This window comes from Protofrankia sp. Cr2 (assembly GCF_963555885.1).
Classification (GTDB): Bacteria; Actinomycetota; Actinomycetes; order Frankiales; family Frankiaceae; genus Protofrankia.
Map to the genome: position 1 here is coordinate 14878 of NZ_CAUVXG010000005.1, position 23834 is coordinate 38711.

General features: G+C 67.6%; 20 protein-coding genes and 1 tRNA gene. 8 read left to right on the forward strand and 13 right to left on the reverse strand.

Annotated features, from left to right (window positions below):
* Nucleotides 1–30 precede the first annotated feature (30 nt).
* The 9 genes from U9978_RS04450 to thiO form a co-directional block, all read right to left on the reverse strand.
* Nucleotides 31–789 carry a succinate dehydrogenase/fumarate reductase iron-sulfur subunit gene (locus U9978_RS04450; RefSeq protein ID WP_322759748.1) on the reverse strand — a complete coding sequence of 253 codons (759 nt, stop codon included), beginning with the start codon at nt 787–789 and terminating at the stop codon, nt 31–33.
* Nucleotides 789–2774, reverse strand: coding sequence for a fumarate reductase/succinate dehydrogenase flavoprotein subunit (locus U9978_RS04455; protein ID WP_416210849.1), 1986 nt, complete (start codon nt 2772–2774; stop codon nt 789–791). The genes U9978_RS04450 and U9978_RS04455 overlap by 1 nt, the downstream gene beginning before the upstream one ends.
* 12 nt (nt 2775–2786) lie before the next feature.
* Nucleotides 2787–3623, reverse strand: coding sequence for a hypothetical protein (locus U9978_RS04460; protein ID WP_322759750.1), 837 nt, complete (start codon nt 3621–3623; stop codon nt 2787–2789).
* 161 nt (nt 3624–3784) lie between these two features.
* Nucleotides 3785–4198, reverse strand: a complete 414-nt coding sequence (locus U9978_RS04465; protein ID WP_322759751.1) for a hypothetical protein — start codon at nt 4196–4198, stop codon at nt 3785–3787.
* Nucleotides 4199–4422: 224 nt separating this feature from the next.
* Nucleotides 4423–6411, reverse strand: coding sequence for a hydantoinase B/oxoprolinase family protein (locus tag U9978_RS04470; RefSeq protein ID WP_322759752.1), 1989 nt, complete (start codon nt 6409–6411; stop codon nt 4423–4425).
* A gap of 36 nt (nt 6412–6447) precedes the next feature.
* Nucleotides 6448–8478, reverse strand: coding sequence for a hydantoinase/oxoprolinase family protein (locus U9978_RS04475; RefSeq protein ID WP_322759753.1), 2031 nt, complete (start codon nt 8476–8478; stop codon nt 6448–6450).
* 469 nt (nt 8479–8947) lie between these two features.
* Nucleotides 8948–9721: a thiazole synthase gene (locus U9978_RS04480; protein WP_322759754.1), complete on the reverse strand. Its 774-nt coding sequence runs from the start codon at nt 9719–9721 to the stop codon at nt 8948–8950.
* A 1-nt stretch (nt 9722) separates the two neighbouring features.
* The gene (gene thiS / locus U9978_RS04485; RefSeq protein WP_322759755.1) at nt 9723–9923 is read right to left on the reverse strand and encodes a sulfur carrier protein ThiS; all 201 of its coding nucleotides are present in this window, start codon (nt 9921–9923) and stop codon (nt 9723–9725) included.
* Between the two features lie 12 nt (nt 9924–9935).
* Nucleotides 9936–11126, reverse strand: coding sequence for a glycine oxidase ThiO (thiO, locus tag U9978_RS04490; RefSeq protein WP_322759756.1), 1191 nt, complete (start codon nt 11124–11126; stop codon nt 9936–9938).
* 240 nt (nt 11127–11366) lie between these two features.
* Here thiO and U9978_RS04495 point away from each other — a divergent pair, with 240 nt between their 5' ends.
* Entirely contained in the window at nt 11367–12173 is an 807-nt protein-coding gene (locus U9978_RS04495; protein WP_322759757.1) for a polysaccharide deacetylase family protein, read from the forward strand.
* A 132-nt stretch (nt 12174–12305) separates the two neighbouring features.
* On the opposite strand, the gene U9978_RS04500 is transcribed toward U9978_RS04495, so the two are convergent.
* On the reverse strand, nt 12306–13874 hold the full coding sequence (locus U9978_RS04500) for an aldehyde dehydrogenase family protein (RefSeq protein ID WP_322759758.1): 1569 nt from the start codon (nt 13872–13874) through the stop codon (nt 12306–12308).
* A 517-nt stretch (nt 13875–14391) separates the two neighbouring features.
* Between U9978_RS04500 and U9978_RS04505 the strand changes: the two genes are divergently transcribed.
* From U9978_RS04505 to U9978_RS04525, 5 genes are all read left to right on the forward strand, one after another.
* The gene (locus U9978_RS04505; protein ID WP_416210850.1) at nt 14392–15093 is read left to right on the forward strand and encodes a response regulator; all 702 of its coding nucleotides are present in this window, start codon (nt 14392–14394) and stop codon (nt 15091–15093) included.
* 333 nt (nt 15094–15426) lie between these two features.
* Nucleotides 15427–16809 (forward strand): hemolysin family protein, encoded by a 1383-nt coding sequence (locus U9978_RS04510; RefSeq protein WP_322759760.1) that lies wholly within the window; start codon nt 15427–15429, stop codon nt 16807–16809.
* Nucleotides 16806–17882, forward strand: a complete 1077-nt coding sequence (locus U9978_RS04515) for a hemolysin family protein (RefSeq protein WP_322759761.1) — start codon at nt 16806–16808, stop codon at nt 17880–17882. Before U9978_RS04510 ends, U9978_RS04515 begins: the two co-directional genes overlap by 4 nt.
* A 189-nt stretch (nt 17883–18071) precedes the next feature.
* On the forward strand, nt 18072–18497 hold the full coding sequence (locus tag U9978_RS04520) for an OsmC family protein (protein WP_416210851.1): 426 nt from the start codon (nt 18072–18074) through the stop codon (nt 18495–18497).
* A 180-nt stretch (nt 18498–18677) separates the two neighbouring features.
* Nucleotides 18678–19166 (forward strand): MarR family winged helix-turn-helix transcriptional regulator, encoded by a 489-nt coding sequence (locus tag U9978_RS04525; protein WP_416210852.1) that lies wholly within the window; start codon nt 18678–18680, stop codon nt 19164–19166.
* Nucleotides 19167–19193: 27 nt separating this feature from the next.
* On the opposite strand, the gene U9978_RS04530 is transcribed toward U9978_RS04525, so the two are convergent.
* From U9978_RS04530 to U9978_RS04540, 3 genes are all read right to left on the reverse strand, one after another.
* Nucleotides 19194–19269: transfer RNA gene (locus U9978_RS04530), tRNA-His, on the reverse strand.
* Nucleotides 19270–19409: 140 nt separating this feature from the next.
* The gene (gene orn / locus U9978_RS04535) at nt 19410–20087 is read right to left on the reverse strand and encodes an oligoribonuclease (RefSeq protein WP_322759764.1); all 678 of its coding nucleotides are present in this window, start codon (nt 20085–20087) and stop codon (nt 19410–19412) included.
* Nucleotides 20088–20141: 54 nt separating this feature from the next.
* Nucleotides 20142–20762 (reverse strand): hypothetical protein, encoded by a 621-nt coding sequence (locus U9978_RS04540; protein WP_322759765.1) that lies wholly within the window; start codon nt 20760–20762, stop codon nt 20142–20144.
* A 700-nt stretch (nt 20763–21462) separates the two neighbouring features.
* Here U9978_RS04540 and U9978_RS04545 point away from each other — a divergent pair.
* Complete coding sequence (locus tag U9978_RS04545; RefSeq protein WP_322759766.1) at nt 21463–22566, forward strand: ferritin-like domain-containing protein; 1104 nt, start codon at nt 21463–21465, stop codon at nt 22564–22566.
* Between the two features lie 142 nt (nt 22567–22708).
* The gene (locus U9978_RS04550; RefSeq protein WP_322759767.1) at nt 22709–23695 is read left to right on the forward strand and encodes a pirin family protein; all 987 of its coding nucleotides are present in this window, start codon (nt 22709–22711) and stop codon (nt 23693–23695) included.
* Nucleotides 23696–23834: the final 139 nt, after the last annotated feature.

Genomic DNA, 23834 nt, shown 5'->3' on the forward strand with positions numbered 1-23834 from the left:
GGCCGACGGCCGTGTCGGCGCCGGTCGCGCTCAGCGCCGTCGGCGGAAGATGCGGTTGCCGAGCCACACCAGCGGGTCGTAGGAGGCGTCGACCACCCGCTCCTTGAGCGGAATGATCGCGTTGTCGGTGATTGTGATGTGTTCCGGGCACACTTCCGTGCAGCATTTCGTGATGTTGCAGTAGCCGATGCCGGCCTGCTCACGCAGCAGCTCCCGTCGGTCCTCGGTATCCAGCGGGTGCATCTCCAGTTCGGCATACCGGACCATCAGCCGAGGGCCGGCGAAGACCGGCTTGTTCTCCTCGTGGTCTCGGATGACGTGGCAGACTGTCTGGCACAGGAAGCACTCGATGCACTTGCGGAATTCCTGGACGCGGTCGACGTCCTCCTGCCGCATCCGGTGGTGTCCGTCGGCACCGGCGGGCGGCCCTGGCGCGAATGCCGGCACCTGCGCGGCCTTCTCGTAGTTGTACGAGACGTCCGTGACAAGATCCCGGATCACCGGGAACGTCCGTAGCGGCGTCACGGTGATGGTGTCGGTCGGCGTGAACAGATTCAGCCGGGTCATGCACATCAACCGCGGCCGGCCGTTCACCTCGGCGCTGCACGACCCGCATTTGCCGGCCTTGCAATTCCACCGGACGGCCAGATCCGGGACCTGCGTCTGCTGGAGCAGGTGCAGCGCGTCGAGGACGACCATGCCCTCCTCGACGCTGACCGTGAAGTCGTGCAGATCGCCGCCGTCGGCATCGCCCCGCCATACCCGCAGCGCCAGGTTGTATGCGGCCATCAGGCGCCCTTTCCGCTGGTCGCAGCTGCTTCGAAAAGGTGGGCCAGCTCCGCCGGCAGCGCCGGCAGCGGTTCGGCGGTCAGGACAAGCCGGTCCGCGCGCAGCCGCAGAACGTGGTTCACGGTTGCGAACGCCGGATCGGGTTGCGGGAAGTCGTCGCGGGTGTGCCCGCCGCGGCTTTCCCGGCGGGCCAGCGCGGACGTGGCGATACATTCCGCGACGGTGAGCAGCGCCCGCAGGTCGACAGCGAGGTGCCAGCCGGGGTTGTACTGCCGGTGACCGGCGACAGCGACCCGGCGGGCACGAGCCTGCAACGCTTCGATCTCCATCAGCGCCCGGACGAGTTCGGCTTCGGTCCGGATGATCCCGACCAGGTTCTGCATCACTTCCTGAAGGTTGAGCTGCAGCTGATAGGGGTTCTCCGGGGCCGCTGCCGCAGCAGTGCCGGTTGTCCCCGCAGCGCCGGTCATCCCAGCAGTGGCGGCAGGGGCGGTGCGCCCGACGGCAGCGGCGAACGGCGCGAGGGCCTGCTCGACGATCGCGTGGACCTGTGCGTCGTCAGCCACGCCGCGGGCGTCCACCGGTACCGCCCGTGCGTACCGTGCGGCGTGCAGCCCCGCCCGCCGGCCGAAGACGAGCAGGTCGGACAGGGAGTTGCCGCCCAGCCGGTTCGAGCCGTGCATGCCGGCCGCGCACTCGCCCGCGGCGAACAGTCCGGGTACCGTCGCCGCCGCGGTGGCCGGGTCGACCTTGATGCCACCCATGACGTAGTGACATGTCGGACCGACTTCCATTGCATCTCTGGTGATGTCGACGTCGGCCAGCTCGGTGAACTGGTGGTACATGGACGGCAGCCGACGGCGGATGTAGTCCGGGTCGCGGCGGGAGGCGATGTCGAGGTAAACCCCGCCGTGCGGCGAGCCCCGTCCGGCCTTGATCTCGGCGTTGATGGCCCGCGCCACCTCGTCGCGGGGGAGTAGCTCGGGTGGCCGGCGCGCGGTCACCTTGTCGGTGTACCAGCGGTCGGCCTCCTGCTCGGTGTCGGCCGTCTCGGCAGCGAAGATCGACGGGATGTAGTCGAACATGAAGCGACGGCCTTCGGAGTTGAGCAGTACACCGCCGTCGCCCCGGACACCCTCGGTGACGAGGATTCCCTTCACTGACGGTGGCCAGACCATGCCGGTGGGGTGGAACTGGACGAACTCCATGTCCATCAGCGCGGCCCCCGCCCACAGCGCGAGCGCGTGGCCGTCGCCGGTGTACTCCCAGGAGTTCGATGTCACCTGGTAGGACTTGCCGATGCCGCCGGTTGCGAGCACCACTGCGGGCGCGTCGAAACGCACGAAAGTTCCGGACTCACGCCAGTACGCCAGCGCTCCGATGATCGGCGGTCCGTCACCCCCCGGCCCGTCCTGTGACGGCAGGTCCCGCGGCGGCGCGGTCTGTCGGCGTTCCGCCGCCAAGAGACGCAACACCGTGCATTCCATGAAGACGTCCACACGTTTGCTGACCAGCCGATTCTGCAGGGTACGGATCAATTCCAGGCCGGTGCGGTCCCCGACATGGGCGAGCCGGGCGAAGCGGTGGCCGCCGAAGTCACGTTGGAGGATCCGTCCATCGGGCGTCCGGTCGAAGACCGCGCCCCACTCCTCCAGCTCCCAGACCCGGTCAGGCGCCTCCTGTGCGTGGATCTGGGCCATCTGCCACTGGTTGAGCATCTTGCCGCCACGCATCGTGTCGCGAAAGTGTGTCTGCCAGCTGTCCTCGGGCCACACGTTACCCATCGCGGCCGCGATACCACCCTCGGCCATGACGGTGTGTGCCTTGCCGAGCAGGCTCTTGCAGATGACCGCGACCCGGGCACCCTGTTCGTGCGCCTCCAGCGCCGCGCGCAGGCCCGCGCCACCGGCACCGATCACCACGACGTCGTATGCATGCGTTTCCGAGATAGGAGATTTAACCGATTTATCTGTTATTGGTGGCATTGTCATGGCCGCTCACGCCACCCAGTGGTAGTCGTGGACATGACCGCTGGCGACCAGCCAGATATAGAAGTCGGTGGCCATGATCCACAGAAGGCTCGACCAGGCCCACACGAGGTGGCGCCGGTTGAGCGCCGAAACCCCCCGCCACAGCCGCCGGCGCACCGGATGCGCGGACAGGGTTCGCAGCCCGCCCCCGCACAGATGCCGGAACGAATGGCAGGAAAACGTGTAGAGGCCGAGGAGTACCACGTTGACCGCGAGGAAGCCGGTGCCGACGCCGATACCGAAGCCGCCGTCGAAGCTGAACGCCTGGACAGCCTCATAGGTGAGCAGACCCACGAACAAGGCGCCGAAGTACAGGAAGTAGCGGTGCAGGTTCTGCAGCAGCAACGGAAACCTGGTCTCACCGCTGTACCGACGCCGGGCGTCGGGAACCGCACAGGCCGGCGGCGCCCACCAGAATGATCGGTAGTACGCCTTCCGGTAGTAGTAGCAGGTGAGCCGGAAACCGAGCGGGAAGGCCAGAATCAGGATGGCGGGTGAGATCCAGGGCACATCGCCGAGCAGTCCGGAGCCGAGCGCATCGGTCGGGCAGGAGTCGGTCAGGCAGGGCGAATAGAACGGCGACAGGTACGGATGCGCATAGTAGTCGCCGTTGCGGAACGCCGCCCACGTCCCGTAGACGACGAAGCCGGTGAGCACGGCCACCGTGATGGTGGGAGCTACCCACCATCGGTCCCGTCTCAGACTGGGTTGGGTGATCCTCGCTCGGGCCGCGCCGGTGCTGGGCGCGGTGGCTCCGGTGGAACCCCGATTGTCGGGACGACGGGCATCCGTCTGCGTCGGCATGGCGCTCCTCGGTTCCCCCGGGCCACAGCACGATCATGGAGATTCGCGGAGCTGGGGCCCTGGTGTGTTCTCCCTGGGTGGTGTTCTCCCTGCTGCGTTCCGGTCGGCTGGGGCGGACCGACGACAGGCCGCGGATTGTGGCGCGGCCCGTCGTCCCATGCTCACACCTGGACGCGGCGTCCGCGGCGCGGCGACACGGTGCGACGCCGCTGCCACCCGCCGGCAACCCCCTCGTCGTCGCATTCGGGCTGGAACTCCGGCTCGCCCTGGCGGGCCGGCACGAAGACGGGTTCGTGGCCTTCGGAGTACACCGAGCAGGTGGAGGTGCCCACCGTGCCGGCCTCGGCCGGGCCGTCCGCCGTGCCGGCATCGGCCGGGCCGCTCGTCTCGCTGCGGCTGAGGGTTTCGGCCCCCAGGTCGTCGAGATCCTCCAACACGCGGCGGACGTCCACCTCAAGACGGCTGGCCAGTCGTGAGCTGGGCGCGTGGCGGCGCACGCATCGGACGTGACGTTGTGCTTCCGCAACCGCCCTGGTTATGGCGAGAAGCTCGTCCCGTAGGCTTGTCGATTGCACGATTCGCCACCTCCGTGGTTCCACCTGCCGGTCGGCGACCTTCGGGACGGGTGTCGGTACCCGTTCCCGCTGCCGAGCCGGTCACATCGATGACACATTACGTTCACACAGCAGTATGATCGACGGGCGGAAGGTTGGCCAGAGGCACGGAACTTCGGACCGTGCCGGGATGCCGAATGGCGGTGGCGGGCCGGGTCGGGGGGCCTACCGGCGAAATCCTCCCGTCATGTTCCGGCAGTGGCAGTGGCAGTGGCAGTGGCGCGGGACGTGCGAAGCGCCCGGGTCGCGGTCTCGTCGATGGACAGCCCTTCGGGATCCCTGACCGGGTCGCCGGTGACGACGACACCGTAGTCGCGCGCCGCACCTTCGATCGTGACGTATTCGTCACGCACGTCGTGCAGGACCTGCAGCGGATCGCGTTCCAGCGCCTCTCCCCAGCCACCCGCCCCGTTGCAGACAAAACGGATCATCGTGTTGGCCGACGCCGCAACCGGGGTGAGCAGGAAGCGGTACTCACCGTCGGGGTCGAGTTCGTGCGTCTGGGGGTTGACCACCCCCATCAGGGGCGTCGCCTCACTGTAGATCGGGCTCGACATGGTCAGCGGCAGGATGTCGGGCTGCTGCGCGAGCGGTGATGTCGCGGGGTCCCACAGCCACCCGCCGGCCAGCGTTCCGGGCCGGCCGCCGTACACGCCGCCGTTGCCCGGGGGCCGCTTGACGTGAAAGGTGGAGATCCGGTGCTCGGCCGGGGTCAACCACAGGCTGTCGGTGACGCTGGCTGAGCCGCTGCGGTGCTTCCCGGCACCAGCGGTGTCGGGAAGATAGTCACGCCGGAGCACGACGACGGGGTTGTCGGCCTCACCCTGTTCGGTTCCGCCGTCGAGTAGATTCAAGATCATCATGAGCTGGCTCGAATCGGCATCGCCGTCCCTGGTGGCACCCCATGGTCCTGACGGGGTCACGGTCGCGCCGGCCGAGCTGAACCACGGGGCGCCGCCGGCGGTGACACCGCTGGCGAAATGAATCGTGCCTCCCCATGAGTCCGGCGCGACCGCGTACTCGCCCAGCACACCGTTGACAGCGCTGAAGGTCGCGTTGATGATCGCCAGAACCGGTTCCCAGTAGAACATGCAGCAGTGCGGTGGCGATGGGTTGATGATGCTGTCGGCAGGCAGGAGCACATCGACGTCTCGCAGGGACGCCGAGGTGAACGGGCTTTTCGGGTCGATGAGGTACTTGAGCGCGATGGCCACGGCGGTTTTCGCGTCCAGCCACGAGCAGTTGATGGCCGAATTCGTCGCGGGTGAGGAGCCACTGAGGTCGAACTCCGCCCGCCCTCCCCGCTTGTTGATACGGACCCGGACGACATGCTCCGCGTCGTCGCTGAGACCATCGCTGTCGAGCCGTTCCTCGCCCTCGTAGATTCCGTCAGGCAGTCGCTCGAGTGCGTTTCGCATAGTCTCCGCGGCAGCGTCGCACGCATAACGGATGCCACCCAGATATGCCGGCAGGCCGTACTTCTCCACGGTTTCCAGGAGAAGGCCGGCGCCCAGCTCGAGCGAGGTGTGGATGGTCTGGATGTCGGGCAGTACGATCGGACCGAGACGCGTGTTGTCGAGAATGAGGCTGAACGTCGACTTGACCGGCTTTCCCGCACTGTAGAGCAGGGTCGGCGGCAAAACCAGACCGTCTTCGTAGAGGTCGGTCTTGGTGACCTCGAAGCCGCCGATCGTCCGGCCGCCCCAGTCGAGCATGTGCGCGCGGATCGTCACCGCGCCGACGAGTTCGCCGGCGCTGAAGACCGGCCGGATGAAACAGACGTCGTTGAGATGTGTTCCCACCCGGTAGGGGTCGTTCACCATGATGACGTCGCCCGCGACGATGCGGTCGAGACCGTACTCCTCGAGGGTGATGCGGACAGCGTCCGGGATGGAGCCGAAAAACAGCGGAATCGTCTGGGCCACCGCCGGCATCGCGTGGTTCAGCGAGGGCGGGCCGGTGACGGCGGCGGAGACGTCCGTCGACTCGCGGATCTGCGGCGAGAACGCGTAGGTGATGAGCTGGCTGCAGACGTGTTCCATGATGTAACGGAAGCGGCTGGAGAGCACCGATGCCGTGAAGCGGTCACACTGGTAGAACTGTTCGAACTCGGTGTCGCCGAGGTCCCGCAATGCGGGACCGGCGCCACCGCGACTTCCGGTCTGGGTCGTCATCATCCCTATCCTTTGCAAGAAGCTGGTTCGCCTGGCTCAGGCGATGCTGAGCTCGCCGTATTCCCCGACTGTTGCCGTGTGGCCGACTGGCACGAACGTCGTGGACATGGGCTCGCGGATGATGGCTGGTCCCGTGATCCGATGTCCCGCCAGTAGCTTCGGGCGCTGGTATTCGGGCGCTGGGACGTCGCGTTCATAGAGATGGCGCAGCATCGTCGTCGTGTCGGCCTGTGGCGCCACGTCCGAGGCGATTTCGAGTTTGGGGTACTCGGCCTTGTCGGAAGGAACGATCATCTGTACCCGGAAGGTGACGCCCTGGACGGGAAACATCTCGAAGCGGTTGCTGTTGCGCCGTTGGTAGGCATCGTGGAAGGTCGCGATCATTGTGGTGACCGTGTCCGCGGTGATGGTCCCCCCGGGTACCTCGACGAAGGGGGTCTCCCAGCTCTGGCCGTAGAGCCGGCCGTCAAAACTGCGAACGATCCTGACCGCGTTCGCGTCGATGCCCTGGCGGGCCAGCAGGCCGTCCTCCATTTCCCGGAACAGCCGGTCGATGGTGTCCGCGGCTTCGGGGGACAGGAACGTGTAGGCACTGCGCTGGTCGGAGAACACCTGGTCCGAGCTGACCAGACCGAGCGCGCTGAACAGGCCCGGATGGGGAGGAATGATCACTCGTCGTAGCGGGACGAGGTCCAGCAGGGAGGGAAGCAGCATCGGTCCCGCGGCGCCGAACGCGACCAGGCTGAAGTCGCGCGGGTCGATCCCCCGGCGGATGGCGATGTTCAGCAGGCCCTCGGCGATGTTGTTCAGGCCCATCTTCCACGCGAAGGCGACCCGTTGTCCCAGGGACAGGGATGTGTCCAGGCCTTCGAAAGCGGCCTGGGCCAGTTCGGGATGAAGGGCCATCGTGCCGCCGAGGAAGCCGTCCGCGGACAGTACTCCCATGAGCAGCCCGGCATCGGTGAGGGTGGGGCGGGTTCCGCCCTGGCCGTAGGCTGCGGGCCCGGGGTCGGCACCGGCGCTGTCCGGACCCACCTGGATCTCGCCGGTCGGGGTGATCGCGACGATGCTGCCGCCACCGGCACCAAGCGTCACGATGTCGGTGGAAAGTGCGTTGATGACAAGGTCGTGTTCGAGCTCGAAGGTCGTGTTCGACCACGGTTTGCCGTCGATGACCACGCTGATGTCGACCGACGTGCCGCCGACGTCCGCGCAGAGCAGGTTCTCGTCACCGATCAGCCGGCCGAAGTGGGCGCTGGACACCGTACCCGCGGCGGGCCCGCCGACGACGAGGCGGTAGGGCTGCTCCATCGCGTAGTCGGCCGGCATCAGCCGGGCTGCGCAGTCCGCGTAGTTGAACGTCCCGGTGAAGCCGAGGTCGTGCAGGCCGGTGGTCAGTCGATCGGTGTACCGGGTGTACTTGATCTTCATGATGACGTCGACAACGGTGGTCGACGCGCGGCCGTACTCCTTGGCCAGCGGCGACACCCCGCTGGAGATCGAGCAGACCACGTCACCGAGTTCCTCGGCGACGAGCTCGCGCAGCCGCCGCTCGTGCGCCCCGTCGACGTAGGAATTGATCAGACAGATCGCGACGCCCTCGACGTTGCAGGTAGCGAGGATACGCAGTTCATCGCGTGCCTGGTCCTCGTCCAGGGCGATCAGGACGTCGCCCTGGGCGGTGATCCGTTCCTTGATGCCGCGCCGCAGATACCGCGGCACCAGGGGCCGGGAGGCGTCGCCGATACCGCGACGCCATGACATGTCGGTCAGTGCCGTCCACGGCCGTACCAGTCGGCCTCGGTCGAGGATGTCGCGGTGGCCGAGTGTCGTCAGGAAGGCGATTTTGGGAATGCGCCTCGTGATGATCGAGTTGAGACCGGCGGTGCTGGCGAGATTGAACACGTCCGCCGTGGCGACGTCGATGTCCGCGGCTCCGCGCAGGACCGAGGTCTCGCTCGTCCGGACGTCGGTCGGCACCTTGGTGACCCTGATCTGGCCGTCGGAGATGGCGACCACGTCGGTGAAGGTGCCGCCGACATCGACACCGACAATCTTCCTGTCCATCACAGGGTGTCCTCCAGTCGCATGACCGTGCCAAGGCGCGACCAGGGTGTGCGGGATACCGAACAGAGGCACTCGCGACACTTCACGACCTCGAACCAGCCGCCGTCGGACAGCACCGGATAACGTTGTAACCCGGTTTCGCCGCATTCAGGACAAATACCTTCGATATCTTCTCGTCTTACGGAGAGTATCGGCCCGGGTGGACTCGTGGACTGTGGCACTTCTCGACCTCCTGACGAATATGGCCGACGTCTGCACAGGAAGTGGCTGGGTAGACGTGTTCTTTTGATGCCGGGATCCTTGTCGACGGGGTTTCGCCCGGGTGGACGAAAACGATCCGGGCGGCCCGGTAAAGCGGGACCACCCGGATCTTTCGCGTCGATGTGGTATGTAATGATAGTGATGTTAAAAGAGATTGTCAATATATTTCAGCAAACTTATATAACTATATAAAGCCATCCCCGTCCGGTCAGAACACCGCGGTTCCGTGGGTGGGCGACGAACCCCGTGCGTGGTGACGCCGGGGTATGCGCCCGGCCCGTGCCGCGAGTCGCCCGGCGGTCACGCCGGCTGCCATGGCCGCCGCCATGAGGGCGGGGTCCTGGGACCGGGTGACCGCGGATGCGAGCAGCACGGCGTCGCAGCCGAGTTCCATGGCCAGCGCCGCGTCGGAGGCGGTACCGATCCCGGCGTCGAGGATGACGGGAACCTCGGCCTCGGCGACGATCAGTTCGATGTTGTGGCTGTTGCGGATTCCCAGCCCGGTGCCGATGGGCGCGCCCAGCGGCATCACCGCGGCGCAGCCGGTCTGTTGGAGTCGGCGGGCGAGCACCGGATCGTCATTGGTGTAGGGCAGGACGGTGAACCCGTCGGCGACCAGGCGTTCGGCTGCGTCGAGGAGCTCGACCGGATCCGGGAGCAGCGTGTAGTCGTCCGCGACCACCTCCAGCTTGATCCAGTCCGTTTCCAGCGCCTCCCGGGCGAGCTGCGCGGTCAGGACGGCCTCGTGGGCGGTGCGGCACCCGGCGGTGTTCGGCAGTACCCGGACACCGCAACCGGCGAGCATGTCCAGCACCGATCCGGGTGTAGCGGTATCGACCCGTCGCATGGACACCGTGCACATGGCCGTGCCGGACGCCTCGATCGCCGCCGCCATGACGGCCAGGCTCGGCGCCCCACCGGTACCCATGATCAGCCGGGAAGCGAGCTCCTCGCCTGCGATGACCAGGACATCGTCGGCCATGTCAACCTCCCTGGGTCGCGGTGAGAATCTCCACGTGCTGGCCGGTGTGCAGCTCCAGCTCCGCCCATCGGCTGCGGGGGGCCACAACGCCGTCGACCGCGGCGGCGGTTCCCCGGCCAGCCCCGGCCAGGTCCGCGATGAGCTGGTGCAGGGTGGTGCCGGCCGGTACCTGCATGGATTTGCCGTTCACGGTGAGAGTCATCCGACATCCTCCTCAGTGCCTGCTCGGGGTTACCGCGGGCTCGAACCGTGCCGGGGTGAACGGTGCGACCTCGGAGGGCATCGCACCGTCGGCGAGTAGGCCGGCGATGGCATCCGCGGTCACCGGGGTGAGCAGCACGCCGTTGCGGTAGTGGCCGACGGCGAGCACGAGTCCGGGCACCCGAGACGGGCCGATGAGCGGGGCGTTGTCGGGCGATGCGGGCCGCAGGCTGGTGCTCACCTCTTCGAGCTCGGCCTCACCCAACCCCGGCATGAGGGCTTGGGCATCGCGCAGGAGCTCGTACACGGCGCCGGCACGCGGGCGTACGTCGAATCCGACCTCCTCGCTGCTGGCCCCGACCACGACCCGACCGTCGCCGCGCGGCACCAGGTATATCGGGCAGCCGCGCACCGAGCCCCGCAGCACGCAGGTCAGCAGGGGTGGCCCGACGGTCCGCAGCCGCAGCGTCTGGCCCTTGACCGGTCGGACCGCGGGGAGGGCCTCCGGTGGCAGCCCACCGATCCGGGCCGACCACGCTCCGGCGGCCAGCACGACCACCGGCGCTGTCAGGTCGGTGCCGTCGGCGAGCCGTAGCCCGACGACCCGACCACCGCGCAGCAGCCATTCCCGCGCGGCCACCCGGACCATGCGCGCCCCTTCCCGCTCGCATGCCCGCAGCAGCGCGTGATGCAGAAGGCGGTTGTCGACCTGGTGGTCACCCGGCGCAGCCAGTGCTCCGACGAGCCCGCTCGCCGATGCCGGGACCCGGGCGCGCAACTGCCGTCGGGTCAGCAGTTCGGTCTCCAGACCCAGCGACCGCGCGAAGCCGTGGATGTCACGCAGACCGGCCATGTCCGCAGCGTCCCAGGCTGCCACCAGCGTCCCGCACCGCAGGTAACCGATGTCGCAACCACTGCTGCGTTCCAGCTCGTCGACGAAGGCGGGGTAACGCAGCGCAGAAGCGGTGTTCAGCTCCAGGAGCGGCCGCTCACCGTAGTGAAGCTCGGTGACGGGGGCCAGCATGCCCGCGGCCGTTCTACTCGCGCCCGATCCCGGCGCGGGATCGACGATGGTCACCGACAGCCCACGAAGCCGGGCGCGCCACGCGACCCCAAGACCGATCACGCCTGCGCCGGCCACGATGACGTCCACGTCGGACGCTGCTGGACCCGATCGCCGGGCGCCGGCCACGCCTGCCAGCATGAGCCTCCTTCTCCCGCGCTGTCGTCCGTTGTGCAGCGTTGCGTTGTGCAGCGTTGCGTGCCGCGGTTCACCTCACCCGACACCGTCGGATGCCTCGGATGCAAGTTTCGTTGTTCGGCCGGTCAACCGTCCTGACGGGGTGCCGGCGTCGGGCCGACGCCGGGCAGGCATCGGGCAGGCATCGGGGGCGACGCCGGGGGCGACGCCACGTTGGGCGAACCGTGTGGGAAGGTGTCCGCCATGATGGACGCGCCGGTTCCCGACCGGTCGGGGATACGGTCGACCGTGACGTCGGTGGTGCGTCCGGCCGGGAATACCTCGTCGGTGCGGGTTTTCCGGGCCACCGCTGTGCTCGGTGCCACTGCCGCCCTGGCCTATGCCGCACCCTCGGTGGCCACCCTGCGTCACCTGCGAACGCGGGTCGTGCCCGTCCTTGCTGGGGTCGGCGCGCCGGACCACGTGGCGTTGACCTTCGACGACGGCCCGGACCCGGCGTCCACCCCCTTGTTCCTCGATGTGCTCACCGAACTGGATGTAAGGGCCACCTTCTTCGTCCTCGGGACGATGGTGGAGCGGGCACCCGACCTCGCCCAGCGGATGGCCGACGCCGGCCATGAGCTTGCAGTCCACGCCTGGGATCATCGACCGATGCTGCTGCGGGGGCCACTGTCGACCTACCGCCAGCTCAAGCGTACCCGAGATTTGATCACCACCGTCACCGGCCAGGAGCCGCGGTTCGCCCGGCCGCCGCACGGCATCCTGTCGGCCGGTTTCCTCTTCGCCGCCAGCAGGCTGAATCTCATACCGGTGTTATGGACCGCCTGGGGCCGGGACTGGACCTCGACGGCCACGCCGCTGAGCGTCTTGGACACCCTCGCGCCCGATCTGCGCGGTGGCGGCACCATCGTCCTGCACGACTCCGACTGCACGTCCGCGCCACAGGCGTGGCACAGTGCCCTCGGCGCGTTGCCGGAGCTCGCCGCCCGCTGCCACGATCTGGGACTTCGGATGGGTCCCCTCGCCGAGCACGGCCTCGGAGTCTGGTGACCGCTGGTTGTGCCGCTGGTTGCCGGGGACCGCTCAACAGGTGTCGGCTCGGCCCGCGCTCGCGGTGCGGACCGGGCTCCACGGCGCGGGTGCCTCAGCCGTCGGGGTGCCTGCGGCGTCAGGCGTCAGGCGTCAGGCGTCGGGGTACAGCGAGTAGCTCGGGAAGTTACCGTACAGCCGCTCGGCCGGGTCCCCCCCGACGGTGACGGCGTGGACGAGGTGGTCGCCGCCGACAAAGGCGCCCTTCCATGACGCGCCGCGACCGCCGAACGGTTCGGCCCGGTCGCCGCGCGAACGTGGCTTGTTGATGCCCACCTTGAACGCGTGGATCTCACTGCTCAGCCGGCGGGCGAGCACCTCGTCGTCACAGGCCAGCGATGCCACGAGCGCGCCGTTGGATGCGTTCATCGCGGCCAGCAGCTCGGCTTCGGAGTCGACCACCACGATCGTGTCCACCGGGCCGAACGGCTCGGCATGGTGCAGCGCGCAGGACGGCGGGGGAGCGAGGATCGCCACCGGGGGTACATAGGCGGCGGTGTCCTGTCCTGGGATGAATGCGCCGTCGGCCATCGCTCCCCGGTACAGCGGTACCCCTCCCTTGGAGATCGCCTCGTCGACCTTGCCGGCGAGTTCGGCGGACTTCTCCGCGGTGATGACGGGCCCGTAGGCGAGCTCGGGCAGGGGGTCGTCGTCATGTACGACGGCCAGCGGATGGCCGAACCGCACCGAGGACACCACCGGCAGGTAGGCGGCGAGGAACTGATCGAAGAGCTGGCGCTGGACGACATAGCGGGGATAGGCGGTGCACCGTTGCTTGCCGTATTCGAAGCCCTTGCCCAGATGCGCGGCCAGCAGCTCCCACTGGGAGAACTCCCAGATGCCCCAGGCGTTGAGGCCCTCCTGCTCGAGGAAGTGCCGCTTGCCCGTGTCGACCAGAGCGGCCGCGACCTGGCCGCCGGTGGAGCGTCCACCGACGAAGGCCAGAGCACCGATCTCCGGCGCCCGCACCAGTGCACCCGACAGCCGGGAGCCGGACCCCGAGACCAGGGCCACCGGCAGGCCCTCGCGCCGCGCCAGGGCGCAGGCGAGGGTGAGGCAGGCGGCACCGCCGTCGGTCGGGGTCTTCGCGATTGCCGCGTTGCCAGCCAGAACCTGGACCAGCATCGCGTGCATGAGCACGCTCATCGGGTAGTTCCAGCTGGCGATGTTGCTGACCGGCCCTGGTAGGGGGGTGCGGCCGGCCAGCATCGCGTCGATCTCCTCGACGTACCAGCGGACGCCGTCGATGGCCCGGTCGACGTCCGTGCGCGCCAGCCGCCACGGCTTGCCGATCTCCCACACCAGTAGCAGGGCGAGTAGATCACGGTGGCTGTCCATGGCGTCCAGCGCGGCGCTCACCCGCATCTTGCGGTCGGCCAGCGGTACGTCCCGCCATCGTTTGTGGTCGTCCAGCGTTGCGCGGATGGCCTCCCGGGCCTCATCGGGCTCGATCATGGGTGGTCCGGTGATCGGCGATCCGTCGACCGGTGTGACGCTGCGCAGAGGCTCGCCGGTCCGGCGCCACTGACCGCCCCACAGATTGCGGAGCCGGTCGTCGGCGAACGCCTCGGGGGCGACCTGTGTGCACCGGGCGTAGGCGTCCGACCATGTGGTGCCGGGCTTGAGATGCAGGCGGGGCGTGCTGGGAGAGGGTGCGACCATGGGGTCAGGTTGCCTTTGATCGGCTCCAGGCGCCACTAGGGCGTGTTTCCCGGATAGTGGCGAACGCATCGGGTGATTCAGGCGGGGGTCGGGAGACGTGGGCGATGTCCGAACCACACCGTCGACGATGGTCGTTTGGATGATCCTGATGGCGCGTACCCGAACAGGCGTGATGTTACTTAACGTAGTTGCATAGTGATCACAGGAGCGGGAGTCTCGGGATCCGGCCCCGGTGGCCGGCCCGCTGCGGCGGGCGCGAAACGTCCGGTTCGGGGTTGATGAATCACCACGTTCGCGGGTATGATCACAATATGCCGCTGGCGGTGCGATGGGGCGGCGGCGCGTACCATTCCGATATGTCGGAAGCGGTGTCCGTGCGCGACTCGATCAGCACTGGCGGGAAGACTCGGCTCTACGCAAGACTGCCGTCACATAGAGTGGGCACATGCGTCGATCGCACCTCGTCTGTCCGGCGGCAGTCCGTCCTCGGACCTCCCGTGCCTGGTAGCTCCGATCTCTGATGGTCAGCGTTCTGCCGCCTGTGGCGCCTCAGCCCGAACCCATCCGAGTGCTCGTTGTTGATGATCATGAGCTGTTCCTGCAGGGGTTGGAGACCGTCCTTGATCTTGAGGACGACATCACGGTCGTCGGTCGTGCCGCCGACGGTAGGCAGGCTGTCGTGATCGCCACGGGAACCACTCCGGACATCGTCCTGATGGATGTCCGGATGCCGCACCGTGACGGCATTGATGCGGCGGGCGCCATCAAGCGGGAAGTGCCGACTGCGAAGATTGTGATGTTGACAGTCAGTGATGACGAGTCCGACCTGTTCGAAGCGATTAAGGCCGGTGCGGTCGGTTATCTTCTCAAATCGATACCCCCACACGAGGTTGCGGGTGCGGTGCGTGCCGTGCATAACGGTCTGAGCCTGATCAGCCCTTCGATGGCGTCGAAGCTGATGGTCGAGTTCGCCACCCTGGCGCGCGGATCGGACGACCGGCCGAGCCGGGTACCCGCTCCGCATCTCACCGCCCGCGAACTGGAGGTTCTCAAGCTGGTCGCGGAGGGTCGCGCGAACCGGGAAATCGCCCGCAAACTGTTCATCAGTGAGAACACAGTGAAGAATCATGTCCGTAACATTTTGGACAAGTTGCAGCTTCATTCGCGTATGGAGGCGGTCATGTACGCCGTCCGCCAGGGCCTTTTCGAGATCGACTAGGAGGCCGGCGTACGCCGTCCGCCGGCCTTCCAGGGTTTGCCGCGCCGGCTCCCCGCACCGGCCTGTGGCGCGGGCATTCTTGGGGGACATGTGTCAGGCCGTGTTGCGTGGGTCAGCGGACCTTGTCAGGGTGTCGATTGTCAGCGGCGTCCGATCGCAGGGGGTTCGTGGCTACCCGCGTCGTATCGCATCCGTCGTGTCGGGTCCGGTCGTGTCGGGCCCCGTCATGCCGGGCCCCATCGTGTCGATCTTCGAGAGGGTCATGCCCAGTCCCGACCTACCCGGTCATAGTCCGACGCCTGCCCCGGATCGAGCCGACCTGGGCAGGCTGCGATGACAGAGTGGCTCCTTGTCCTGTTCAGCGTCGTCCTGGTGATGATCTGCGGAGTCTTCGTCGCCGCGGAGTTCGCCATGGTGACGGTTGACCGTTCACGCGTGACGCGCGCCGCCGAAGCGGGTGACAGGCGGTCGGCGGGTGTCCTGTCGGCCCTCACGAATCTCTCGACCCAGCTGTCCGGAGCGCAGTTGGGGATCACCATCACCAACTTGGCGATCGGTTTCCTCGCCGAGCCGGCGATCGCGGGCATCCTCGAGGGGCCGCTGGAATTCCTCGGCGTACCCGGGGGAGCGGTCCGCGGCGTCGGCGGGACGATCGCCTTGGCGCTCGCCACGGTCACAACGATGATCTATGGCGAGCTGGTCCCGAAGAATCTGGCGGTTGCCCGTCCGCTGCCCACCGCTCGCGCGGTGCAGGGGTTCCAGCGAGGCTTCAGCCGTGTGACCGGCTACCCGATCCGCCTCCTCAACGGAACCGCCAACGGCCTGCTGCGTCGGATGGGCATCGAGCCCCAGGAGGAGCTCGCCTCCGCCCGATCCGCGCAGGAGTTGTTCTCCCTGGTGGGTAGGTCCGCGGAAAAGGGCACACTCGCGCCGGAGACTGCGACGCTGTTCCAGCGGTCGCTGGCGTTCGGGGACAAGCAGGCGGCGGACGTCCTGACTCCCCGGGTCCGGATGCGTACCGTCCAGGTCGACGATCCGGTCGGCGAGGTCATCGCCATGGCCCGCCGGACCGGGCACTCCCGCTTCCCCGTGGTCGGCCAGGGCCTCGACGACGTCGTCGGTCTCATCCACGTCAAGCACGCCGTCGCGGTCGGGGAGGAGGACCGGGAAACGGTGACCGTCGGCGACGTCATGATTGATCATTTGGTCGTGCCGTCCACGATGGAACTCGACCCGCTGCTGGAGACCCTGCGCCGCGGCGGCCTGCAGCTGGCGGTTGTCATCGACGAGTTCGGCGGAACGGACGGTCTGGTCACCATCGAGGATCTGATCGAGGAGCTTGTCGGCGATGTGGTGGACGAGCACGACCGGGTGGGCGCGCACGCGCAGCGGCGTAAGGACGGCACATGGCTGCTGTCCGGTCTGCTCCGCGTTGACGAGGTTGTGCAGACAGTCGGCGTGCGGCTGCCGCTGGACGACGCCTATCAGACCCTCGGAGGTCTGATCGCAGACAGGCTCGGCCGGTTGCCCGTCGCCGGCGACATCGTCGATGTCGACGGCGTCACTCTGGCCGTCCATCTGATGGATGGCCGCCGGGTGGACCGTGTCCACCTGGCTCTTGCGCCCGCGCACCTGGGTCGGCCACCTGCGCACGAGAGTCGGTCCCCTGCGCACGAGGGTCGGCCCAGCCCGGACATGATGGACGCGGTGCGGTGAGCAACCCGGTCGCCGTCTGCCTCGCCGTGGTTCTGTTGCTCGTCAACGCGTTCTTCGTGGGCGCGGAGTTCGCGTTGATCTCGGCTCGCCGAAGCGCCGTCGAACCGGTGGCACAGCGCGGATCCGCCCGCGCACAGACCACCCTGCGGGCGATGGAGGACGTTTCGCTGATGCTGGCCGGCGCTCAACTGGGTATCACGATCTGCACCCTGGGACTGGGATCACTCGGGGAACCCGCGGTCGCCCACCTGTTGGACGGTCCGTTCGCATCGATCGGGCTGTCCGACGCTCCCCGGCATCTGATCGCGTTCTCCGTATCCATGATCATAGTGGTGTTCCTGCATGTCGTCATCGGCGAGATGGTTCCCAAGAACATCGCCTTGGCCGGGCCTGACCGAAGCGCTCTGCTGCTCGTCCCACCTCTTGCCGGGATCGTCCGGTGTCTGCGGCCGGCGATCGTCGGCCTGAACATGACCGCCAACCTCAGCCTGCGGCTCCTGCGGGTGGCTCCGCAGGACGAGGTTGCCAGCGCCTTCACCCGCGACGAGGTCGCCGGCTTCGTCGAGGAGTCCCGGCGCGAGGGCCTGCTCGACGCCGACCAACACGGCCTGCTGTCGGGGGCGCTTTACCTCGACGAGCGCAACGCGCGCAGCGTCCTGCTTCCCCTCGACGGACTGGAGACGGTTCCGGCCGGTGCGACCCCACGTGAGGTGGAGGCGCTCGCCGCGCGGACCGGTTTCTCCCGCTTCCCGGTCCGTGACTCCTCCGGTGCGCTCACCGGATACCTGCATCTCAAGGACGTCCTGGAGACCAATCCGGAGAAGCGGTCGGCGCCGATCCCGGCGAAGTGGGTACGCCCGCTGGCCCGGGTCGGTGTGGACGACAGGCTCCGGACGGTGCTCTCGACGATGCAGCGCAGCGGGGCACACCTGGCCCGGGTCACCGACCGGGACGGAACGATTCTCGGGGTTGTCGCGCTGGAGGACGTCCTCGAAGAACTTGTCGGCGAGATTCGGGACGAGAACCAGCCGGCCCACGGTGACCCCGACCGTTCGTTCGTCCCACGCGGGTAGTTCGTCCACGAGCGCCCGGCAACAGGGGCAGCAGGGGTGACGTGGCGGCCGGGGACAGCCACCGCGCAGTCGGGTGACCGACGGTGGTTTGTTCGGCAAGAAAGGTTGTGCACGATGTAATCGTGTACGCTTTAGTTGCGGCTGTTCGGCTGCTGCAACCATCAGATCGCTATGACGGAGGTACCGACCGTGGCAACCACCCGCACCGCCCGTACGGCATGGGAAGGTAATCTGACTGACGGCGGTGGTACCGTCACCTTCGCCTCGTCCGGGATCGGCGACTTCCCGGTTTCGTGGCCCGCGCGCGCTGAGGCGCCCAACGGCGTCACCAGCCCAGAGGAGCTGATCGCGGCAGCCCACTCGGCTTGTTTCTCCATGGCGCTCTCGCACGCCCTTACCGGGGCGGGGAATCCGCCGCGCCGCCTTGAGACCCAGGCGGACGTGACCTTCCAGCCGGGCACTGGTATCACCGGCATCCACATCACCGTCCGTGGTGACGTGCCTGGAGTCGACGACGCCGAGTTCGTCAAGGCTGCAACGGATGCCAAGGCGAACTGCCCGGTGAGCCAGGCGCTGGCGGCAACGCCCATCACCCTCACCGCTGGTCTGTTCTGACGGTCGTTCGCTCCGCCCACCGCGGATCGCGGCTGGCAGCCTCCTGACGCGTTCATGCGTGCCAGGAGGCTGCATGATCGACCGACGTGCGGGCGCCCAAGTGGTGGTGGGATGGGACTATGGGCCATGACCAGCCGGGACGCCATGACCAGCCGGGACGCGATGACCAGCCGGGACGCGATGACCAGCCGGGATGCCGACACGGTCGCCCACACCGGTGACAGGCCGCGGGAGTTCTCGCTGCGCCTGGACGATCAGCTGTGCTTCGCGCTGTACGCGGCATCGCGTGCCGTGACGGCTGTCTACCGGCCTGTGCTCGACCGGCTCGGCCTGACCTATCCGCAGTATCTGGTCATGCTGGTGCTCTGGGACCACGAGGCGAGCCTGGTCAAGGATCTGTGCGCCGCTCTGCAGCTGGACTACGGCACGCTCTCACCGCTACTCAAACGGCTGGAGTCGACCGGTCTCCTGCGGCGCGAGCGGCGCGTTGACGACGAGCGTTCCGTCCAGGTCACCTTGACCGAGACGGGCGCCGCGCTCAGGGAGAGGGCTCGAGCGGTGCCATCCGTCATCGGCGGCGCCATGAGTCTGTCCGAGGACGAGTTCGTTGCTCTGCGTACCGCTCTGCGTAGGCTCACCGCTGTGGTCACCGCCACAGCAGAGTCCTGATAGCGCGCATCACAACAGATCATCACATGGGGTGAGTGACGGGACTTGAACCCGCGACACCCGGGACCACAACCCGGTGCTCTACCAGCTGAGCTACACCCACCACGTACCAAAAGCATGCCCCTTCAGTACGCACGGTCGACCGCGGACCCGCGGTCGACCTGCACAACTTCCCAGGACCTGGCTCATAGTACCGGTCGATCCCTCGTTCTGGCCACGAGGATTGCGGTGTCCTGAACGAGATCAGCCGGCGGACGGCGGCGGCGCGTCCCCGCCGTCCGCCGCGGTGACATCCGCCGCGGTGCGGGGAGCGTCGCGCGGGTCGGTGTCAACCCGGATCTCCCGCGCCACCGCCCGGGCGGACTCGCTACTGGGTCCCGGTTGCGGCACGAAGATGGCTTTCCGGTAGTACCGCAGCTCGTCGATACTCTCGCGGATGTCGGCGAGCGCGCGGTGACCGCCGCGCTTGGGTGGCGCCGCGTAGTAGGCCCTGGGGTACCAGCGTCGCGCGAGTTCCTTCACCGTTGACACGTCGACCATCCGGTAGTGCAGGTAGCTGTCGAGGGTCGGCATGTACCGGGCGAGGAAGCCGCGATCCGTGGCGATCGAGTTGCCGCACAGGGGAGCCTTGCCCGGATCCGGAACCTGACGCCGGACGTAGTCCAGTACCTGCTGCTCGGCGTCGCCCAGGGCCAGGGTCGACGCCCGTACCGCATCGGTCAGACCCGAGGCGGTATGCATCTCCTTGACCACGGCTTCCATCCCGGCCAGCGCGGTCTCGGGTGCGGACACAACCACGTCCACGCCCTCACCAAGGATATTAAGTTCGCTATCGGTAATTAGACATGCGACTTCCAGTAGAAGGTCGGAGGCGGCGTTGAGCCCGGTCATCTCACAGTCGATCCAGACGAGGCGATCCATATCTGGTTGACCATAGGGTCTCTCGATCGGGACGTCACGCGGAGACCCCTCCGTTCAGCCGGCGGCGGACCGCGGGGGCAGCGGGTTGGCGACCTGGAACGTCACGGCGAGAGGCGGCACGGACCGCTGGCTCGCTGTCGCTGTGAGGGTGTACTGCCCGCTCGGGAATCGCGTCGTGTTCCACCCCGTCTCCTGCGGAGCGAACAGGAACGGTGGCCCAGTGGCCGTGTAGGACGTCGGGACGGATCCGGTCAGGCTGAACAGGATCGTGCCGGGTGACCCGGAAACCACGAGTTCGATCTCAACGACTCCGCTTACCACGACACCCTGCATGAATCCGCTCACGACGTTTCCCGAGACGATGCCGGTGAAGCCGATCAGGGCCGGACTCGCCGCCGAGCCGGCACCGGTTCCGACGGCACCGGTTCCGACTGCACCGCTACGACTGGGCACGGCCGCGGGCCTGACGGGCGATGCCGGGATGACTGGTGGGGTACTGGCGTCGGAGTTCGTCCGGGTGGCGGCCATCGCGCCGCCGGTCTGCCCGGAGCCGGCGACGGTGAGCGTCGCGTCGCGAGCGGGCTGGTCTGGATGATGGTGATGCCACAGCACCAGGACCGGCATCAGCGCGAGCGCGGCTGCGAACATCAGGATGCCGAGCCCACCCCGCCTCACCAGTGCCACCGGCCGGTGCGCCCTTTCCATCCGTGTGCCCGATTAGTAACAAGCTGACCATATCGCCATACGGTGTCCAGGCGATGGGAAGCCGGCCGGGTAGACGGGCGCGCTGACACCGTGCCCGCGCGAGTGCGGGCACGGTGACCACATGAGTGGCACTGGCGATGGCAGCCAGCTCACGGATCGGATCTCGTTGACGGCCCGGGGGACCCGGGCGGTTCCGTGGTCAGCGGCGGCGGACCGGGCGCCCCGGTGGTCGGGCCGTCAGCCGGCGACGACCATGAGTGTCACGGGGGCGCCGACGGCTTCGGAGCCGGCCTGCTGCTCGCAGGCGCTCTTGCCGCAGGAAATTCGGTCGACTGCAGCTGCGGTCCACAGCCCAGACGGTAGCGGTCCAGGCGACCGGCGGGGCCGGTTGTCACAAACCCTTAACCTTACAAGCGGCGTGTCGAGCACCGGCGGGTCCCCCCATCCGAGGGACCGTCCCGTTATCACCCGTCGATGTTGCCCGTCGATGTTGCCCGTCGCTCTTAGTCATCATGACGAACTGTGCACAGTGGGTGATTGCTTGACACCTACCGCGGCTCTGACAGTCTGCACATGCCGGATGGCCTAGAGGGCCAAAGGGCGCGCGACGATCGTCAGATCGCGCGCCCGGAGGCCGTAGTCCCCGGAGCTCTAACACGGAGGTCAGGTCATGAGCACGCACGACCACTACGTGATGCCGGCCGGTGGCTCCACGTGGGATGTGCCGATGGCAGGTGCCGCGCGTTTTTCCTGGGAGTACGACGAAGGCCGCGCGCGGCTGTTGGAGCTCTACCAAAAGGGCAAGGACAGACAGTGGGACGCAGCGACCAGGATCGACTGGTCGGTGGAGGTCGACCCCCATCGTCCACTCGAGCTTGCGGACGAGACGATTCCCATCCACGGTCTCCCTGTCTGGGAGAAACTCGGCGAGCGGGAGCGGGGCGAGCTGAGTCGGCATCTGGTCTCGTGGCAGTTCAGTCAGTTCCTGCACGGCGAGCAGGGTGCGATGATCTGCAGTGCTCGGATTGTCGAGTCGGTACCGGACATGGATGCGAAGTTCTACGCTGCGACCCAGACGATCGACGAGGCGCGGCACGCCGAGACCTATGCCCGTTTCCTGACCGAGAAGATCGGTATCGTTTACCCGATCAACCCCGAGCTGCGGTCGCTGCTCGACTCGACCCTTACCGACAGTCGATGGGACATCCCGTACCTGGGCATGCAGGTGCTCATCGAGGGGCTCGCCCTCGCCGCGTTCGGGGTGCTGCGCGATGCCACGTCCGCCTCGCTGCCCAAGCAGATTCTCGCCTATGTGATGCAGGACGAGGCTCGGCACGTGGCGTTCGGGCGTCTGGTACTACGTGACTACTATGCGCAGTTGAGTAGTCGGGAGCGCGCGGAACGCGAGGAATTCGTCGTCGAAAGCTGCTGGCTGATGCGTGACCGGCTGCGGGGTGCCGAAGTGTGGGAGAACCTCGGGTTCGACGTGGCCGAGTGCCTTGCGGCGGTCGAAACCTCCAGCTACATGCGAGCCTTCCGCAAGTTGCTGTTCAGCCGGATCGTGCCGTGCGTCCGGGACATCGGCCTGTGGGGGGAGAAGGTCCGCGACGCCTACGCGCGGATGGGTGTCCTCGACCTGTCCGACCTCGATCTGGCGGAACTGATGAACAGGGACGAGGATATCGCCGACGGCCTCGACCGGGCGCGAGCCGACGAGATGGAGTTGGTGGCGCGCAGGCTGCAGGTGGAGCAGACGATCGCTTCCGCGCTCTGAACATTCGGGACCGAGGGCTGTCGGGCTGTCGCGGTGACGGGCTATCGGGTTGATCGGGAAGCGGTCGGGGCGCTCCGGAGTTATCCTGTCGTATAGTTGCTCCAGCAACGTTCGATCCGTGAAAGGTGCCAGGAGGACCGCGATGCCTGCCGTGACCGCCGCCGACCCGACCAGCCTGCCGCGCTTGAGCGTGCCGCTCCCCGGTGCCGTGGATCGCCCGGTCCGGTCGGTGACGACTGCGCCATCGGGCCGCGAGGGCGAGGGCTTTCCCGTGCGCCGCGCCTTCGCCGGCGTCAGCCTGGTTGATCTTGATCCCTTCGTTCATATGGATCAGATGGGTGAGGTCGAGTACGCCCCTGGCGAGCCGAAGGGCACGCCGTGGCACCCCCACCGCGGTTTCGAGACCGTCACATACATGATCGATGGGACGTTCCAGCACCAGGATTCCAACGGTGGAGGCGGCCTCATCACCGATGGTGCGACCCAGTGGATGACAGCCGGCGCGGGCATCCTGCACATCGAGACTCCGCCCGAACAGCTTGTCGTCAGCGGTGGGCTCTTCCATGGCATCCAGTTGTGGGTGAACCTGCCGGGGCGCGACAAGTTCAGCTCGCCGCGATACCAGAGCATCGAAGGCGACCGGGTCAGCCTCGTCGCATCGCCGGACGCCGGGGCGCTGCTGAGGCTCATCGCCGGTGACGTCGCCGGCCATCGCGGTCCCGGCTCGACCCATACCCCGATCGCGGTGGCGCACGCGTCGGTGTCCCCGGGTGCCCGGCTGACGGTCCCCTGGCCCGTCGACTTCAATGCGCTGACCTACATCCTCGCGGGTTCGGGACGGGTCGGCGGTGAGGGTCATCCGGTCCGCGCCGGGCAGCTCGCCGTGTTCGGGCCCGGCGACCACCTGACACTCGCGGCCGACGACCGCCAGTCCGGGGTGAGCCCGATGCTGGAGGTCCTGCTGCTCGGCGGGCGGCCGATCCGCGAGCATGTCGAGATGTACGGGCCGTTCGTGATGAACACCCGCGACGAACTGCGCCAGGCAGTGGAGGATTACCAGGCCGGACGTTTGGGCGTCATCCCCGCGAATGCCCTCATGCCCCATCGCGTGGTCGACCGTTCCGGCTGAGGCGCTCGCCGCCGGCCCCTGCAGACGTGCGAACGGGCCGGTCAGAGCGTGGCTCAGGACTGGATCGCGCAGTGCCGGGTAGAGGTCGAGCAGTTACTTCAGGATTCCTTGGCTGACGGACAGCGTTGGTGGACGGGCG